Raw genomic sequence first — 16,148 nt, 5'->3', positions numbered from 1 at the left:
ATCGCGATCGTTTTGTTTAATTTTACGACGAACGAAAAAAATCTTTGGAAAAGGCGTTGACTCATTTTCAACTCTCCCTATAATGCGACTCCAACACAGCGGGGGTGATTAGCTCAGCTGGGAGAGCACCTCCCTTACAAGGAGGGGGTCGGCGGTTCGAACCCGTCATCACCCACCACTACTTTTGTAGTCTCCGCCGTGTTAAGCAGTAAATGTAAGAAATTGAGAAGTGGGTGATTAGCTCAGCTGGGAGAGCACCTCCCTTACAAGGAGGGGGTCGGCGGTTCGATCCCGTCATCACCCACCAATTTCTCGCCAGCGCGTTTCTTACATGAAGTACCGAAGTGGGTGATTAGCTCAGCTGGGAGAGCACCTCCCTTACAAGGAGGGGGTCGGCGGTTCGATCCCGTCATCACCCACCACTTCGGGTCGTTAGCTCAGTTGGTAGAGCAGTTGACTTTTAATCAATTGGTCGCAGGTTCGAATCCTGCACGACCCACCAATGTAGAAAGGCGCCCTAAAGGCGCCTTTTTGCTATGCGCTATTCGTGTAGGATGAGAACCTGCTGCAGGTTCGAGTCGAACGAAGTGAGACAACGGAGCCGCTTGCGGCGACGGCCCGAAGGGCGAGCGAAGCGAGTCATCCTGCACGACCCACCAATGTAGAAAGGCGCCCTAAAGGCGCCTTTTTGCTATGCGCGATTTACGCGCTAAATTCCTCAAGCCCAACACCATTCTGCCGATAACACTGTTTTCCGTACTGAAAGGAACGCATGATGGCGGCAATTTCGTTACCCTCTTCTTCTGCACCCGGTTTGCAAACGACAACCGTCAACGCCAGTCCGCAAGGCACTGACGCCTCTTCGCAAATTACCCGTATCACTCAGCAGATAACCAAACTGACCCAACAACTGAAAACCATTGCTGACGGCAGCGGTGATGCGGATGAAAAACAGAAGCAGGCGGAGATGATTCAGGAACAAATCACCATGCTGGAAGCGCAGCTGGCTCAGATCCAACGCCAGCAGGCCGAAAAAGAGCAGGCGCAAGCGACGCCTTCAACCCCAGCCACTGGGGTGAACAATCCCTCGGATGACCATCAGATTGATATTTACGTCTGATACAGCGGGTCGTGGGCACGGGCGGCGGTCAGCGCCTGGGCCTGTTGCCCGACCACGTCCCACAACGCCTGTGCCGCGGTCGAAAGCGAACGGTTTTTACGTCTCGCCAGCATCAACTGCCGATCAACCACCGGCGTCAGACGCTTAACCATCAGTTGGCTGCCCTGCGGCAACGGCAGCGCCAGCGCGGGTAAAATACTGATCCCAATCCCGGCTTCGACCATCGGGAAAAGCGTCGCCGGATGCCCAATCTCCTGCACAATATTGGCCTCGATAGCATGATGTGCCAGTGCGGCATCGATCAGTGGCCGACTGCCTGAGGCATAATCCTGTAATACCATCCTGGTACCCTGCAACGCCTGCCACTCAACGCTTTCAAGCCCGGCAAAAGGATGATCGTCCCGGCACAGCACAAAAAACGGCTCTGACAGAATGGGCTGACACTGCAAATCCCCCACCGCGCCCGGGTCAATCACAATCCCAAAATCCACTTCCCCCTGACGAATGCTCTCCAGCACCCAACGCTGCGGGCGGTCGTGAAGCACAAAATCAATCTCAGGATAACGCTGATTACTGGCCGCAATGCATTGCGGGATCAGATGCGCGGAAATGGTCTGGCTCGCCGCCACCCGCACGGTGCCCGCGAGCTGCTGCCCGACGCGCCCGGCTTCACGTAGGGTACTGTTCAGTTCGTCGAGCAAACGTTCGAGTCGGATTGCCAGCTGCTGCCCGGCTTCTGTTAGCACCACTTCTCGCGTGGTGCGGTCGAGCAGCTTCACGCCGGTCTGATGCTCCAGCTCTTTGACACTGTGACTCACCGCTGACTGGCTCAGACCAATCATCTCCCCTGCCCGACTAAAGCTTTTAGCCCGGGCAACGGTAATAAACACTTTCAGCTGACGCAGGGAATAATTCATCTGTTTAATTCATCAATGGATGCAATAAATCAATTTTATTTCTCAAAGCAGAGAAAGCACAATAGCGACATCGACTTTCAGGAGCGTTTATGAAACTTTTCCGCATTCTTGACCCTTTTACATTGACGCTGATTAGCGTCGTTCTATTGGCTTCCTTCTTCCCCGCTCGCGGCGGATATGTGCCGTTCTTTGAAGGCCTGACCACCGCCGCCATTGCGCTGCTGTTCTTTATGCACGGTGCCAAACTCTCCCGCGAAGCGATTATCGCCGGGGGCAGCCACTGGCGGCTGCACATCTGGGTGATGTGTAGCACCTTCGTGGTGTTCCCCGTACTCGGTGTGCTTTTTGCTCTCTGGGCGCCGGTCAATGTCGATCCGACACTGTATAACGGCTTCATTTATCTGTGCATTCTGCCCGCTACCGTGCAGTCTGCCATTGCGTTTACGTCGATGGCGGGCGGGAACGTCGCGGCGGCGGTGTGCTCTGCGTCGGCATCTAGCCTGCTAGGGATTTTCGTTTCGCCGCTGTTGGTTGGGCTGCTGATGAATCTGCACGGTGCGGAAGGCAGTCTGGAGCAGGTCGGCAAAATCATGCTGCAACTTCTGCTGCCGTTCGTGTTAGGCCATCTGTCCCGGCCGTGGACCGCCGCCTGGGTGTCGCGTAACAAGAAGTGGATTTCCAAAACGGACCAGACGTCGATTCTGCTGGTCGTTTATTCCGCCTTCAGTGAAGCGGTGGTCAACGGAATCTGGCACAAGGTTGGCGTCGGGTCGCTGCTGTTTATCGTGGTGGTGAGCATCGTGCTGCTGGCGATTGTGATTGCGGTGAACACATTTGTGGCGCGTAAATGCGGTTTCAACAAAGCCGATGAGATTACGATTGTGTTCTGTGGTTCGAAAAAGAGTCTGGCCAACGGTATCCCGATGGCCAATATACTCTTCCCGACTGCGATGATCGGGATGATGGTGCTGCCGCTGATGATTTTCCATCAGATCCAGCTGATGGTCTGTGCGGTGCTGGCGCGCCGCTATAAACGCCAGACGGATGAACTGCTGGCCAAAAACGCCGTTGACGAGGCGAAAGCTTAACGACTGCGCTTCAGGGGCTGAACCAGATGCGTCAGCCCCTCCGTTTTAATCAGCAGCGTGATGGCCATCAATTCCCCGAGCCGCCCGGCAGGAAATTCATCCTTACGGGCAAACCACAGCAAATATTCCTCCGGCACATCAATCAGCATTCGGCCTTTGTATTTACCAAATGGCATCTCAGTGTTGGCGATTTCAATCAGCTGCTCTTTTTCCACGTTACACTCCTAACAGGCGCAGCATTTCTGCTTCGTCGATAACGTCAATGCCCAGCTCTTGTGCTTTTGCAAGCTTCGAGCCCGCGGCCTCACCGGCAATCACCAAATCTGTTTTCTTCGATACGCTGCCCGCGACTTTCGCCCCGAGTTCAACCAGACGCGCTTTGGCATCGTCACGTGACATCTGGCTCAGGCTGCCAGTCAGTACCACGGTTTTCCCGGCAAACGGGCTATCAATCTCTTCGGCATTGATGACCACCGGCGCAGGCCAGTGAACGCCTTCAGCCTGAAGCTGTTGAATCACGTCGCGGTTGCTCTCTTCGGCGAAGAAGTTGAACACATGGGTGGCGACGACGATCCCGACGTCCTGCACCTTTTGCAGATCCTCGACGGAAGCGGCAATCAAGGCATCCAGCGTGCCGAAATGCGCCGCCAGGCCTGCGGCTGTCGCTTCACCCACTTCACGGATGCCGAGCGCATACAGGAATCGCGCAAAGGTCGTTTCCTTCGATTTCTCCAGTGCGCTGATCACGTTCTGTGCGGATTTCGGCCCCATGCGATCGAGTCCGGTCAGCTTGCCTGCGGTTAAACGGAACAGATCCGCCGGGGTATGGACGTACTCTTTCTCGACCAACTGATCGATAATTTTGTCGCCCATGCCGTCGACATCCAGCGCCCGACGCGAGACAAAGTGCTTCAACGCTTCTTTACGCTGTGCCCCGCAAATCAAACCGCCGGTGCAGCGAGTAACGACTTCACCTTCCACACGCTCGACGTCAGACCCGCAGACCGGGCAATGTGCTGGAAACTCAACTGCACGCGTTTCTTCCGGGCGCTCTGACAGCACCACATTTACCACCTGCGGGATAACATCCCCGGCGCGACGGATAACCACCTTGTCGCCAATACGCAGACCCAGACGCTCAATTTCGTCGGCGTTATGCAGGGTGGCGTTACTCACCAGCACGCCCGCAACCTGCACCGGCTCCAGACGCGCCACGGGGGTGATAGCCCCGGTGCGCCCGACCTGAAATTCCACATCGCGTACGAAGGTCATTTGCTCCTGTGCGGGAAATTTAAACGCCACCGCCCAGCGCGGCGCACGCGCCACAAAGCCAAGCTGTTCCTGAAGCTCCAGTGAATCAACCTTGATAACCACGCCGTCGATATCGAACCCGAGCGTTGGGCGGTCTTCTTCAACCTTGTGGTAGTAAGCGAGTACTTCCTCCGGAGAGCTGCACAGCTTAACGCGGTTGCTGACCGGCAGGCCCCAGGCTTTAAACTGCTGCAAGCGGCCAAGATGGCTGCCCGGCAGGTCGCCGCCTTCCAGCACGCCCACGCCGTAGCAGAAGAAAGTAAGCGGTCGCTTCGCGGTGACGCGTGGGTCAAGCTGGCGCAGGGAACCTGCCGCCGCATTACGCGGGTTAGCAAACAGTTTACCGCCGGTACGACGCGCATCTTCGTTGATTTTCTCAAAGCCCGCCTGCGGCAGGAATACTTCGCCACGCACTTCCAGACGCGCCGGAATATTGTCGCCGCGCAGCTTCAGCGGAATGGCGCGGATGGTACGTACGTTGGCCGTAATATCTTCGCCAGTGGTACCGTCCCCGCGCGTTGCCGCCTGAATCAGCACGCCGTTTTCATACAAGATACTGACGGCCAGGCCATCGAGCTTCAGTTCACAGCAGTAGGTCAGCGCATCGGTGCTTTTCAGTCGGTCCTGCACACGCTTGTTAAAGGCGACAAAACTCTCTTCGTCGAAGACGTTATCCAGCGAAAGCATCGGCACTTCATGGCGGATCTGGCTGAACGAGGTCAGCGGCGCGGCGCCTACGCGCTGCGTTGGCGAATCCGGGGTAATCAGCTCGGGGTGTTGCTGTTCCAGCTCGCGCAGTTCGCGCATCAGGCGGTCGTATTCGGCGTCAGGCACTTCCGGCGTGTCCATGACGTGATAGAGGTATTCGTGATGGCGAAGCGTGGTTCGCAGTTCTGTCAGTTGTTGTTCGATTGGTTCCATATCCCACCATCAATGATAAAAAACCCCCGACAGGCGGGGGTTCAGGAAGGGGTGTGATACGCCGGACGTTTATGCGTTGGCGTCTTTCACTTCGCGGATACGATCCTGATACTCACGCACCTTCTGCGGGGTGATCATCCGGCGCTGATCGTCCAGCACCACACCACCGACTTCATCCGCGATGTACTGCGCAGATTGCAGCATCAGCTTGAAGTTTTGCAGCTCGTCACCGTAAGACGGCACCTGCATGAAGATGGTCACGCCAGGCGTTTGCATATCGGTCATGTTTTCCGGGTCAAACGTCCCCGGCTTCACCATGTTCGCAAGGCTGAACAGCGCCGGGCCACCGCCGCCAGGATTCAGATGGCGATGATAAATATTCATGTCGCCGAAGACGAAACCGGTCTGCTCAACGCTGTTACGCAGCAGTTCGCCATTAATATGCGAACCCTGATGGGCAGCAACGCTCAGGACGACGACCGTCTCTTTGCGCTCCTGTTTCACCGGCTGCGGCTCTGGCTGCGGTTCTGCAACAGGCTGAGGCTGAGCAATGGGCTGCTCTACTGACGCAGGCTGATGGGCATGCGGCTGCGCGACAGGCTGCTGTGGAGCATGCGGCTGCACCGGCTGCTGATACTGAGGCACACTCGTCTGTTGTGAAACAGGCGGCTGTGGAACAGGTTGCTGCGGGGCAACAGGCTGCTGAACAGTCTGATGCTGTTCCGGGGCCTGATGAACCGACGGCTGTTGACGCACAGGCTGTTGCTGCGGCTGAGGTGGCTGACGTACCGGCTCTTCCTGGCGAACGGGCTGCGGCGGTACCTGACGCTCGTAAGGCGGCTGGTACTGATGCTGCTGCGGCGCCTGGCGGTTAGCGTCTTGCTCACCGGCGTGTACGTTTTGGGCAGGGTTCACCCGGTGAACACGAACTTCACCTACGCCTTCAACCTCGTCATCGAAGCCGTCGTCATCCGACTCGTCGTCGTTACGCGATTTCATGCGTTTCATTGGGCGATCGCGGAACATCGAAGAACGTTCTTTGCGACTGGTCCAGAAACCGTGAACCAGCAATGCAATTATGGCGATCGCGCCAACAATGATTAATATCAGACGCAAATCCTGCATCATTATATTCTCTGTTGTTCTAACACCTTGCCACCACGGCAAACATTTACTCACTAAGAGTATTTGCCCATTACGTCAAGTGCAAGTGTGTACCAGGAATTCGGAGCATAAAGATGAACCAAATCGTGCTTTTTGCTGTTTTTTCGACCATTTCCGAACTGGATATCGTCTGACAAGCCGATAATATAGACGCGCAATGACCAGGACTTTTCTAAAAGGAGTATGACCTGACCATGGTTTCAACCTCTGCACCCCGTAGTGGGGTTTACTACTTTTCACAGGGCTGGAAATTGATCACCCTGCCAGGCATTCGCCGATTCGTGATTTTGCCTTTGCTGGTGAACATCGTGCTGATGGGCGGCGCGTTTTGGTGGCTGTTTAGCGAACTCGGAAACTGGATCCCGGCATTGATGGGCCATGTACCTGACTGGCTGCAGTGGCTGAGCTATTTGCTGTGGCCGATTGTGGTGCTTTCAGTTCTGCTTGTTTTTGGCTACTTCTTCTCCACCATCGCCAACTGGATTGCCGCCCCGTTCAGCGGCCTGCTGGCTGAGCAGCTCGAAGCGCGGCTGACGGGCGCTACCCCGCCCGATACCGGCGTGCTGGGCGTGATGAAAGACGTGCCGCGCATCATGAAGCGGGAATGGCAAAAACTGGCGTGGTATTTACCGCGGGCGTTAATTCTGCTGGCGTTGTACTTCATTCCCGGTATCGGCCAGACCGTCGCGCCGGTGCTGTGGTTCCTGTTCAGCGCCTGGATGATGGCGATTCAGTACTGCGATTATCCATTCGATAACCACAAAGTGCCGTTCAAAACGATGCGTGAAGCATTGCGCGCCCGCAAAGTCACCAATATGCAATTTGGTGCGCTGACCAGCCTGTTCACGATGATCCCGGTGCTGAACCTGGTCATTCTGCCCGTCGCCATTTGCGGGGCCACCGCGATGTGGGTGGATTGCTACCGCGACAAGCACGCCGTCTGGAAGTGATTGTGATCTGTATATAAAAGTAAATAAGGGGTGGCTTATGCCGTCCCTTATTCCATACTGATAACCTTTATTTCACATCAGCATATCGATATACGAAAACTTTCCTTCCGCATCATGACCATCCGCGTATGCTGGTGTCGTTCCCAAATTTCATACAGTTAAGGACGGGCTATGAGTAAGATTTTTGAAGATAACTCGCTGACAATCGGTCATACGCCGCTGGTTCGACTGAACCGAATCGGTAATGGACGCATCCTCGCGAAGGTGGAGTCACGCAACCCAAGCTTCAGCGTCAAATGCCGAATCGGGGCCAATATGATTTGGGATGCCGAAAAACGCGGCGTACTGAAGCCGGGTATCGAACTTGTTGAACCGACCAGCGGTAATACCGGGATAGCGCTCGCTTACGTTGCCGCAGCGCGTGGCTACAAGCTGACGCTGACCATGCCAGAAACCATGAGTGTAGAACGCCGCAAGCTGCTGAAAGCGCTGGGCGCGAATCTGGTTCTGACCGAAGGCGCGAAAGGCATGAAAGGTGCCATTCAGAAAGCCGAAGAAATTGTGGCGGACAACCCTGAAAAATTCCTGTTGCTGCAGCAGTTCAGCAACCCGGCCAACCCGGAAATCCACGAGAAAACGACCGGCCCAGAAATCTGGGAAGACACCGACGGTCAGGTCGATGTCTTTATCGCGGGCGTGGGCACTGGCGGCACCTTGACGGGCGTAACACGCTACATCAAGGGCACCAAAGGCAAAACCGACTTGATTAGCGTCGCGGTTGAACCGACCGATTCACCGGTTATCACTCAGGCGCTGGCGGGCGAAGAGATCAAACCCGGCCCGCACAAAATTCAGGGTATCGGCGCGGGCTTCATTCCGGGCAACCTTGACCTGAAACTTATCGACCGTGTCGTCACTATCACCAACGAAGAAGCCATCTCTACCGCACGTCGTCTGATGGAAGAAGAAGGCATTCTGGCAGGCATCTCTTCAGGCGCAGCAGTCGCTGCAGCGCTGAAACTGCAGGAAGATGAAACCTTTACCAATAAGAATATTGTGGTTATCCTTCCATCCTCTGGTGAGCGCTATTTAAGTACCGCATTGTTTGCAGATCTCTTCACGGAAAAAGAATTGCAACAGTAATGCCAAATGTAAAAATATGACGAAAAAAGCACCCGATAGGGTGCTTTTTTGTGGTGCAGGTCAAACTTTTGGTCCGCCCGGCATTGCTTCCCCCCGTCGGGTCTGGTATTTAACCATCACATTTATTTTGATGCGCGAAATTATTCAATTCAGGATTTCCGCTTGCTGAATCGATTTTATGATTTGGTTCAAATCTTGCTTTCGCGGCATAATGTTTAATGACGAGCTAAACGTCACCGGCCAGAAGTGCCTGCCAGGATCGCGTCAGACCTTCTGTCTCGCTTTCGTATCCGCCGGCGCTAATCTATACAGGCTAAAGTGTAGCCGCCAGGCTAGACTTTAGTTCCACAACACTAAACCTATAAGTTGGGGAAATATAATGTTCCAGCAAGAAGTTACCATTACCGCTCCGAACGGTCTGCACACTCGCCCTGCCGCTCAGTTTGTTAAAGAAGCTAAAGGCTTCGCTTCTGAGATCACCGTGACCTCCAACGGCAAAAGCGCTAGCGCTAAGAGCCTGTTCAAACTGCAGACTTTGGGTCTGACCCAGGGCACCGTTGTGACCCTCTCTGCAGAAGGCGAAGACGAGCAGAAAGCAGTTGAGCATTTAGTTAAGCTGATGGCTGAACTCGAGTAAGTTCAAGAGTTCTTTTTAAAATCAGTCACAAGTAAGGTAGGGTTATGATTTCAGGCATTTTAGCATCCCCGGGTATCGCTTTCGGCAAAGCATTGTTGTTGAAAGAAGATGAAATTGTCATCGACCGGAAGAAAATTTCTGCCGATAGCGTCGACCAGGAAGTTGAACGCTTTCTGAGTGGTCGCGCTAAGGCGTCCGCGCAGCTGGAAGCGATTAAAACGAAGGCTGGCGAAACGTTCGGCGAAGAAAAAGAAGCCATCTTCGAAGGCCACATTATGTTGCTGGAAGATGAGGAGCTGGAGCAGGAAATCATAGCCCTGATTAAAGATAAGCACATGACTGCTGATGCAGCAGCGCATGAGATTATCGAAGGTCAGGCGACTGCTCTTGAAGAGCTCGATGATGAATACCTGAAAGAACGTGCGGCTGACGTACGTGACATCGGTAAGCGCCTGATGCGCAACATCCTCGGTCTGGCAATCATCGATTTGAGCGCTATTCAGGACGAAGTTATCCTGGTCGCGAAAGATCTGACGCCTTCTGAAACCGCACAGCTGAACCTGAACAAGGTGCTGGGTTTCATCACCGATATCGGTGGCCGTACCTCCCACACCTCTATCATGGCGCGTTCCCTTGAACTGCCAGCGATCGTGGGCACCGGCAGCGTCACCACTGACGTCAAAACCGGCGACTATCTGATCCTCGATGCGGTTAACAACAAAGTTTACGTTAACCCGACTAACGACGAGATCGAAGCGCTGCGTAAGATTCAGACTCAGGTTGCTGAAGAGAAAGCAGAACTGGCTAAACTGAAAGACCTGCCAGCAATCACTCTCGATGGCCACCAGGTTGAAGTCTGTGCCAACATCGGTACCGTTCGTGATGTCGACGGTGCAGAGCGCAATGGCGCTGAAGGTGTCGGCCTGTACCGTACAGAATTCCTGTTCATGGACCGTGACTCGCTGCCAACTGAAGAAGAACAGTTCGCTGCGTACAAAGCCGTTGCTGAAGCCTGTGGCTCTCAGGCGGTCATCGTCCGTACCATGGACATCGGTGGCGACAAAGAGCTGCCGTACATGAACTTCCCGAAAGAAGAGAACCCGTTCCTGGGCTGGCGTGCAATCCGTATCGCTATGGATCGTAAAGAGATCCTGCGTGATCAGCTTCGTGCCATCCTGCGTGCTTCCGCTTTCGGTAAACTGCGCATCATGTTCCCGATGATCATCTCTGTTGAAGAAGTGCGTGCACTGAACAAAGAGATCGAAATCTTCAAACAGGAACTGCGTGACGAAGGTAAGGCATTTGACGAAACAATCGAAGTTGGCGTGATGGTGGAAACACCTGCGGCGGCGACCATTGCCCGTCATCTGGCCAAAGAAGTTGACTTCTTTAGTATCGGAACCAATGATTTAACACAGTACACCCTGGCGGTTGACCGTGGTAATGATATGATTTCGCATCTCTACCAGCCAATGTCTCCTTCTGTACTGACGCTTATTAAGCAAGTTATTGATGCTTCTCATGCTGAAGGCAAGTGGACTGGCATGTGTGGTGAGCTTGCAGGCGATGAACGTGCTACACTTCTGTTGCTGGGTATGGGTCTGGACGAATTCTCTATGAGCGCCATTTCCATCCCGCGCATTAAGAAGATTATCCGTAACACGAACTTCGAAGATGCGAAGGTTTTAGCAGAGCAGGCTCTTGCTCAACCGACAACGGACGAGTTAATGACGCTGGTTAACAAGTTCATTGAAGAAAAAACAATCTGCTAATCCACGAGATGCGGCCCAAATTACTGCTTAGGAGAAGATCATGGGTTTGTTCGATAAACTGAAATCTCTGGTTTCTGATGATAAAAAAGACACCGGAACTATTGAGATTGTTGCCCCGCTCTCTGGCGAGATCGTCAACATCGAAGACGTGCCGGATGTTGTTTTTGCTGAGAAAATCGTGGGCGATGGCATTGCTATCAAACCGACCGGCAACAAAATGGTTGCGCCGGTTGATGGTACTATCGGTAAAATCTTTGAAACCAACCACGCGTTTTCTATCGAGTCCGACAGTGGCATTGAGCTGTTCGTTCACTTCGGTATCGATACCGTTGAACTGAAAGGCGAAGGTTTCAAACGTATCGCGGAAGAAGGCCAGCGTGTCAAAGTTGGCGATCCGGTTATCGAGTTCGATCTGGCACTGCTGGAAGAGAAAGCCAAGTCTACCCTGACTCCGGTTGTTATCTCCAACATGGACGAGATCAAAGAGCTTATCAAACTGTCCGGTAGCGTGACCGTGGGTGAAACTCCGGTTATCCGCATCAAAAAATAATTGATGCCGCATGGATAGAAAAATGGCGCCTTCGGGCGCCATTTTTGTTTCTGTCATTCAGGATTATCGCGGTGGCAGAATCAGCTCGTCATACCCTTTCTCGAGGGTGTACGCCATCACCTCAACCACACGACTGCCCGCTAAACGCACGGCGTCCTGCAACGTTTTCCCCTGCACTACCGCGCTGATTAACTCCGAGCAGAACAAATCGCCCGTGCCTTTCAAATCGGTCGCCACACGGGGCCAGCTGCTGATATCCACGCTGTCTGCCGTCACCAGCACCACGTGAATGTCGTTAGCGTCCTCAACCGGCGCGCTGGTAATCGCCACCCATTTCAGCGTCTCTGACAGCAGGCTTTTCGCTGCGGAAATCGCCTCGTCCAGCGTCTCACACGGTTTGCCACTCAGTACGCCCAACTCGAACACGTTAGGCGTAATGCCCTGCGCCAGCGGCAGTAAATGCTCGCAATACGCCGCTGGGATTTCTGGCTTCACGTACACGCCGCTGTCGGTATCGCCGATCACCGGGTCCACCAGAATCATCATCTGCGGATGCTTTTCGCGCATCGCTTTCAACCACTGGGCCAGAATCGCAATCTGGCTGGCACTGCCCATATAACCTGTGGTCACCGCTTTTAGTTCACGCAGCGCATCCCGCTCTTCGAGCGCACGCAAATAACCGCTGAACCACTCATCAGGGATCACACCCCCGTAAAACGTATCGTAATGCGGCGTATTGCTGAACAGCACCGTTGGTACCGCTAACACGTTCAGATGATGCTGTTTAATATTCGGTACCGCCACGCTGTTACCCACGCTGCCGTACACGACCTGAGACTGCACGGCCACAATATCGGCCTGCTGCGCCCGGGTTTTATCCCGGAATAGAATCATGTCCATGACCGTTAAATCCCCGCCCCCTGACTGTAACTCTCTTCACCAAACACGCCGGTCGATAAATACCGATCGCCGCGATCGCAGATAATCGCCACTACCACCGCGCCCGGATTGGCCTTCGCCACCCGCAGCGCACCGGCAACCGCGCCACCGGAACTCACGCCGCAGAAAATACCTTCCCGCACCGCCAGTTCACGCATGGTATTTTCCGCATCACGCTGATGAATATCCATGACCTCATCCACCAGAGAGGCATTAAAAATGCCCGGCATGTACTCTGCAGGCCAGCGGCGGATGCCTGGAATGCTGCTGCCCTCTTCCGGCTGCAGACCGACAATGGTCACGCTTTTATCTTGCTCGCGCAGAAAACGCGACACGCCGGTAATGGTGCCGGTGGTGCCCATGCTGGACACGAAATGCGTCATTCGCTGCTCAGTTTGCTGCCAAATTTCCGGTCCGGTGGTTGTGTAATGCGCGAAGGGGTTATCCGGATTATTAAACTGGTCGAGCAATTTACCCTCGCCGCGGGTAGCCATTTCCAGCGCTAAATCACGTGCGCCCTCCATGCCCTGCTCTTTGCTGACCAGAATCAGCTCAGCCCCGTAGGCGCGCATCGCCGCCCGCCGCTCCTGGCTCATGTTGTCGGGCATCAGCAGCTTCATGCGATACCCTTTCAGCGCGGCGATCATCGCCAGCGCAATGCCGGTGTTGCCACTGGTGGCTTCAATCAGCACGTCGCCCGGTTTGATTTCACCGCGTTTTTCCGCCTGCACAATCATCGACAGCGCGGCACGGTCTTTCACCGACCCCGCCGGATTGTTGCCTTCCAGTTTGACCCAGATTTCGCTGCCGTTGTCCGGCGTGAGGCGCTGGAGTTTGACTAATGGTGTGTTGCCGATGGTTTGTTCTAATGTATTCACGTTCCGGTCCAGACTTGCAAAGAAAAAGCGGCCACGCGGGCCGCTTGCTCTGTGTGATAACGTTAAGCTATCAGTCTGTGTAAGTCAGGTCTACCGATTCATCAGGCAAATACTCCACCCGATATTCTCCCGATCCGCAGTACGCCGCCCATTCACCGTTAACATGAGCAAAATTCAACGAGCCGCTGGTGATAATCTCCCTGACCGCAGGCAGCTTAACGGTCGCCGTGGTATTCGCCGGAACACGGAACGTCAGCACCACACGCCCCTTTTGCGCCTGCCAGTTCACTGCGATGTCGCCATAAATCGACTGATAGCGGGCGTCCATCCAGCTCAGGCCGCCACCGGGCAGGGGTGAAATCACCACATGCTTGAATCCCGGTGCCGTTTCATCCGCTTCAATGCCCGCCACGGTGCGATACAGCCATTCCCCCACCGCGCCGTAGGCATAGTGGTTAAACGAGTTCATGTCCGGGCTCCACATCGAACCATCGGGTTTAATACCGTCCCAGTGCTCCCAAATAGTGGTGGCCCCGGCTTTTACCTGATACAGCCATGACGGGAAATCGTCTTTCAACAGCAGCGCCCAGGCTTCTTTTGGATGTTGATTCTGACTTAGCGCGTGGCAGAAATACGGCGTGCCAAGGAAGCCGGTCACCAGATGCCCGCCATGCTCGTGCAACAGTTCCACCAGCCGATTCGCCGTGCGCTCGCGCCAAACGTCCGGCACCAGGTTGAAACACAGCGCGAGAATATGCGCCGTCTGGGTCCGGGCGGTCATATCCCCGTCGGCGGTAAAGAATCGCTGGTGAAAACGTTCAACAATCCGTGCATGCAACGCATCGTAATAAAGGTGATCGTCCGTGCGTTCCAGCACCTTTGCCGTTTTCGCCAACAGTTGCGTGGAATGTGCGTACCAGGCGGTGCAAATCAGGTCCTCCGGCGTCGCGCCAAAATAGCTGCCTTCTTGCGCATCCAGTGCCACCCAGTCGCCAAACTGCAGCTTATAGCGCCAGATATCGTTGTCTGCGTGCGCCTGCATAAAATCGACCCAACCTTTCATGCTGGCATACTGATTTTCCAGCACCCGCGTGTCGCCATACATCAGGTACATGGTCCACGGATTGACCACCGCCGCGTCGGCCCAGCCGGTTGCCGAATGCGTTCCCCCTTCCGCCAGAAACTTATCCTGGTCACAGTGTCCGGTCAGGATGTCGGGAATAACGTGCGGCACGCCGCCTTCCGGAGTTTGGTCGGCCTTCAGGTCAACCAGCCATTTGGCAAAGAAGGTCTGGGTTTGCATCAGATAGCTCGCCGTCCGGCAAAATATCTGCGCATCGCCGGTCCAGCCCAGGCGTTCATCACGCTGCGGGCAGTCGGTCGGCACATCGACAAAGTTACTTTTCAGTCCCCACAGGATGTTGTGGTGCAGCTGATTGAGATCAGGATTTGAGCAGGCAAAATGCCCGGTGGCCGCCATATCAGAATGGATAACAATGGCGGTGAACTGGTTCAGATCCAGCCCGCCTGGAAATTCCTCCACCTTCACATAGCGGAACCCCTGCCAGCTAAACCGCGGATGCCAGGTTTCCTCGCCCTCGCCTGTCAGAACATATTCCGTGGTCTGCCTGGCGGTGCGCAGGTTATCGAGGTACACGTTGCCGTTGGCGTCCAGGGTTTCAAAGTGGCGTAGCACCACTTTATCCCCCACATTGCCGCGCACGCGAAACTCGACCCAGCCGCTCATGTTCTGGCCGAAATCGAGAACCTTATCGCCCTGCGGCGTAATAATCAGCGCCTTCGCCGCCAGCCGTTCCATCTGGCGAACGGTCCCCGCGCCCTGGGCTACCAGGGTGTTTTTATCCCAATTGACGACGCTGACCGCCCGCCATGACGCATCGTTAAAATCAGTCTGACTCCAGCCTGCCTGAACCTTACGCGCATCAAACCGTTCGCCGTCATAAATCTCAGCAAAATCACGCGCGGAATCACTGCCTCGCCATGATCGGTCGGTCCCAACAACCTGCCGCGAGCCGTCGTCATACTGAATCACCAGCTGGCACAGCAGCGCGGTTTGTTCGCCGTAATAGTTACGGTGGCGGCTAAAGCCCATATCACCTTTAAACCAACCCGCGCCCAGCTCTGCACCGATAACGTTCTCACCCTGATTCAACAGGGCAGTCACGTCATAGGTTTGATACAGCAAATGATGCCGGTAGCTGGTCCAGCCTGGCGTCAGCTCATCGTTGCCGACGCGCTCACCGTTCAGGAACAGCTGATAAATTCCCAGTGCCGTGGCGTGCACCCAGGCAGCGGCAATCGCCTTATGCTGCTTTAATCCGAAAGTTTTGCGCAGCAGCGTGGCGTGTGACTTCGGGCTATCCGCCGGTGTTTCCGCCGAAATAAACTCCGCCTGCCACGGCGCACCGAGCATGCCGGTGACGAACACCGCCAACGGGCTCCATTCGCTGCGTTCCCCGCGGTTGTCAGTAATGCGCACCCGCAGGTGATAGCGGGTTGACGACAATAATGCCGCGTCGCCAAGCTCAATGTTATTTGACTGCGCGCTGGTCACCTCCCCGCTGTCAAAAATCAGCGATGAGAAATCGGCGGTCAGACTGCACTGTAAATGCCAGGAGTGCTGCACAACATCGCGCCTGTCGCTGTCAATTTTCCAGCCGATAATGGGCAACCGATCGACACCACTTAACGAGACTTCACCGTCGAGCGTAATTTGACTGACTGAAAGCATAATCAA

General features: G+C 54.9%; 14 protein-coding genes, 4 tRNA genes and 1 other RNA gene. 12 read left to right on the top strand and 7 right to left on the bottom strand.

Translation table 11 applies throughout. The annotated features are described in order from the left end of the window. The first annotated feature begins 102 nt into the window (after positions 1-102). From A8O29_RS06670 to A8O29_RS06645, 6 genes are all read left to right on the top strand, one after another. A tRNA-Val gene (locus A8O29_RS06670) sits at positions 103-178 on the top strand. 53 nt (positions 179-231) lie between these two features. Beyond that, positions 232-307: transfer RNA gene (locus A8O29_RS06665), tRNA-Val, on the top strand. A gap of 39 nt (positions 308-346) precedes the next feature. After that, positions 347-422: transfer RNA gene (locus A8O29_RS06660), tRNA-Val, on the top strand. Between the two features lie 4 nt (positions 423-426). Continuing rightward, positions 427-502: transfer RNA gene (locus tag A8O29_RS06655), tRNA-Lys, on the top strand. A gap of 31 nt (positions 503-533) precedes the next feature. After that, a non-coding RNA gene (locus A8O29_RS06650) (RtT sRNA) lies at positions 534-659 on the top strand. A gap of 116 nt (positions 660-775) precedes the next feature. Next, complete coding sequence (locus tag A8O29_RS06645; protein WP_125353586.1) at positions 776-1,120, top strand: FlxA-like family protein; 345 nt, start codon at positions 776-778, stop codon at positions 1,118-1,120. On the opposite strand, the gene A8O29_RS06640 is transcribed toward A8O29_RS06645, so the two are convergent. Further along, on the bottom strand, positions 1,111-2,037 hold the full coding sequence (locus tag A8O29_RS06640; RefSeq protein WP_125353574.1) for a LysR family transcriptional regulator: 927 nt from the start codon (positions 2,035-2,037) through the stop codon (positions 1,111-1,113). The two genes, A8O29_RS06645 and A8O29_RS06640, sit on opposite strands and share 10 nt — an antisense overlap. 89 nt (positions 2,038-2,126) lie before the next feature. Here A8O29_RS06640 and A8O29_RS06635 point away from each other — a divergent pair, with 89 nt between their 5' ends. Further along, positions 2,127-3,125: a bile acid:sodium symporter family protein gene (locus A8O29_RS06635; RefSeq protein ID WP_125353575.1), complete on the top strand. Its 999-nt coding sequence runs from the start codon at positions 2,127-2,129 to the stop codon at positions 3,123-3,125. On the opposite strand, the gene A8O29_RS06630 is transcribed toward A8O29_RS06635, so the two are convergent. From A8O29_RS06630 to zipA, 3 genes are all read right to left on the bottom strand, one after another. Beyond that, entirely contained in the window at positions 3,122-3,340 is a 219-nt protein-coding gene (locus A8O29_RS06630; RefSeq protein WP_125353576.1) for a DUF3820 family protein, read from the bottom strand. The two genes, A8O29_RS06635 and A8O29_RS06630, sit on opposite strands and share 4 nt — an antisense overlap. 1 nt (position 3,341) lies before the next feature. Continuing rightward, entirely contained in the window at positions 3,342-5,357 is a 2,016-nt protein-coding gene (ligA, locus tag A8O29_RS06625; protein WP_125353577.1) for an NAD-dependent DNA ligase LigA, read from the bottom strand. Positions 5,358-5,426: 69 nt separating this feature from the next. After that, positions 5,427-6,485 carry a cell division protein ZipA gene (zipA, locus tag A8O29_RS06620; RefSeq protein ID WP_168713839.1) on the bottom strand — a complete coding sequence of 353 codons (1,059 nt, stop codon included), beginning with the start codon at positions 6,483-6,485 and terminating at the stop codon, positions 5,427-5,429. A gap of 230 nt (positions 6,486-6,715) precedes the next feature. Between zipA and cysZ the strand changes: the two genes are divergently transcribed. The 5 genes from cysZ to crr all read left to right on the top strand — a co-directional run bounded on the left by cysZ (position 6,716) and on the right by crr (position 11,573). Further along, positions 6,716-7,471, top strand: coding sequence for a sulfate transporter CysZ (cysZ, locus tag A8O29_RS06615; RefSeq protein WP_110509087.1), 756 nt, complete (start codon positions 6,716-6,718; stop codon positions 7,469-7,471). A gap of 171 nt (positions 7,472-7,642) precedes the next feature. Continuing rightward, positions 7,643-8,614, top strand: coding sequence for a cysteine synthase A (gene cysK, locus A8O29_RS06610; protein WP_110509085.1), 972 nt, complete (start codon positions 7,643-7,645; stop codon positions 8,612-8,614). 379 nt (positions 8,615-8,993) lie between these two features. Next, on the top strand, positions 8,994-9,251 hold the full coding sequence (ptsH, locus tag A8O29_RS06605) for a phosphocarrier protein Hpr (RefSeq protein WP_110509083.1): 258 nt from the start codon (positions 8,994-8,996) through the stop codon (positions 9,249-9,251). 44 nt (positions 9,252-9,295) lie between these two features. Next, positions 9,296-11,023: a phosphoenolpyruvate-protein phosphotransferase PtsI gene (ptsI, locus tag A8O29_RS06600; RefSeq protein WP_110509081.1), complete on the top strand. Its 1,728-nt coding sequence runs from the start codon at positions 9,296-9,298 to the stop codon at positions 11,021-11,023. Positions 11,024-11,063: 40 nt separating this feature from the next. After that, positions 11,064-11,573 (top strand): PTS glucose transporter subunit IIA, encoded by a 510-nt coding sequence (gene crr / locus A8O29_RS06595; protein WP_110509079.1) that lies wholly within the window; start codon positions 11,064-11,066, stop codon positions 11,571-11,573. A 63-nt stretch (positions 11,574-11,636) separates the two neighbouring features. Here crr and pdxK read toward each other — a convergent pair whose 3' ends face one another. The 3 genes from pdxK to A8O29_RS06580 form a co-directional block, all read right to left on the bottom strand. Next, the gene (gene pdxK, locus A8O29_RS06590) at positions 11,637-12,473 is read right to left on the bottom strand and encodes a pyridoxine/pyridoxal/pyridoxamine kinase (RefSeq protein WP_125353578.1); all 837 of its coding nucleotides are present in this window, start codon (positions 12,471-12,473) and stop codon (positions 11,637-11,639) included. 5 nt (positions 12,474-12,478) lie between these two features. Continuing rightward, positions 12,479-13,390: a cysteine synthase CysM gene (gene cysM / locus A8O29_RS06585; RefSeq protein WP_110509075.1), complete on the bottom strand. Its 912-nt coding sequence runs from the start codon at positions 13,388-13,390 to the stop codon at positions 12,479-12,481. A 70-nt stretch (positions 13,391-13,460) separates the two neighbouring features. Beyond that, positions 13,461-16,142 carry a glycoside hydrolase family 78 protein gene (locus tag A8O29_RS06580; RefSeq protein ID WP_125353579.1) on the bottom strand — a complete coding sequence of 894 codons (2,682 nt, stop codon included), beginning with the start codon at positions 16,140-16,142 and terminating at the stop codon, positions 13,461-13,463. Positions 16,143-16,148 lie beyond the last annotated feature (6 nt).

Origin of the sequence: Scandinavium goeteborgense (genome assembly GCF_003935895.2) — a bacterium.
Lineage (GTDB): Bacteria > Pseudomonadota > Gammaproteobacteria > Enterobacterales > Enterobacteriaceae > Scandinavium > Scandinavium goeteborgense.
Note: the sequence above shows the minus strand (reverse complement) of the source record. Positions and strands in the feature narration are given on the sequence as shown.

What these genes read in the sequence shown, in the direction of transcription:
- A8O29_RS06645 (WP_125353586.1), top strand. Translation starts at nt 776, where the DNA reads ATGGCGGCAATTTCGTTACCCTCTTCTTCTGCACCCGGTTTGCAAACG.
- A8O29_RS06640 (WP_125353574.1), bottom strand. Translation starts at nt 2,037, where the DNA reads ATGAATTATTCCCTGCGTCAGCTGAAAGTGTTTATTACCGTTGCCCGG.
- A8O29_RS06635 (WP_125353575.1), top strand. Translation starts at nt 2,127, where the DNA reads ATGAAACTTTTCCGCATTCTTGACCCTTTTACATTGACGCTGATTAGC.
- ligA (WP_125353577.1), bottom strand. Translation starts at nt 5,357, where the DNA reads ATGGAACCAATCGAACAACAACTGACAGAACTGCGAACCACGCTTCGC.
- zipA (WP_168713839.1), bottom strand. Translation starts at nt 6,485, where the DNA reads ATGATGCAGGATTTGCGTCTGATATTAATCATTGTTGGCGCGATCGCC.
- cysZ (WP_110509087.1), top strand. Translation starts at nt 6,716, where the DNA reads ATGGTTTCAACCTCTGCACCCCGTAGTGGGGTTTACTACTTTTCACAG.
- cysK (WP_110509085.1), top strand. Translation starts at nt 7,643, where the DNA reads ATGAGTAAGATTTTTGAAGATAACTCGCTGACAATCGGTCATACGCCG.
- ptsH (WP_110509083.1), top strand. Translation starts at nt 8,994, where the DNA reads ATGTTCCAGCAAGAAGTTACCATTACCGCTCCGAACGGTCTGCACACT.
- ptsI (WP_110509081.1), top strand. Translation starts at nt 9,296, where the DNA reads ATGATTTCAGGCATTTTAGCATCCCCGGGTATCGCTTTCGGCAAAGCA.
- crr (WP_110509079.1), top strand. Translation starts at nt 11,064, where the DNA reads ATGGGTTTGTTCGATAAACTGAAATCTCTGGTTTCTGATGATAAAAAA.
- pdxK (WP_125353578.1), bottom strand. Translation starts at nt 12,473, where the DNA reads ATGGACATGATTCTATTCCGGGATAAAACCCGGGCGCAGCAGGCCGAT.
- A8O29_RS06580 (WP_125353579.1), bottom strand. Translation starts at nt 16,142, where the DNA reads ATGCTTTCAGTCAGTCAAATTACGCTCGACGGTGAAGTCTCGTTAAGT.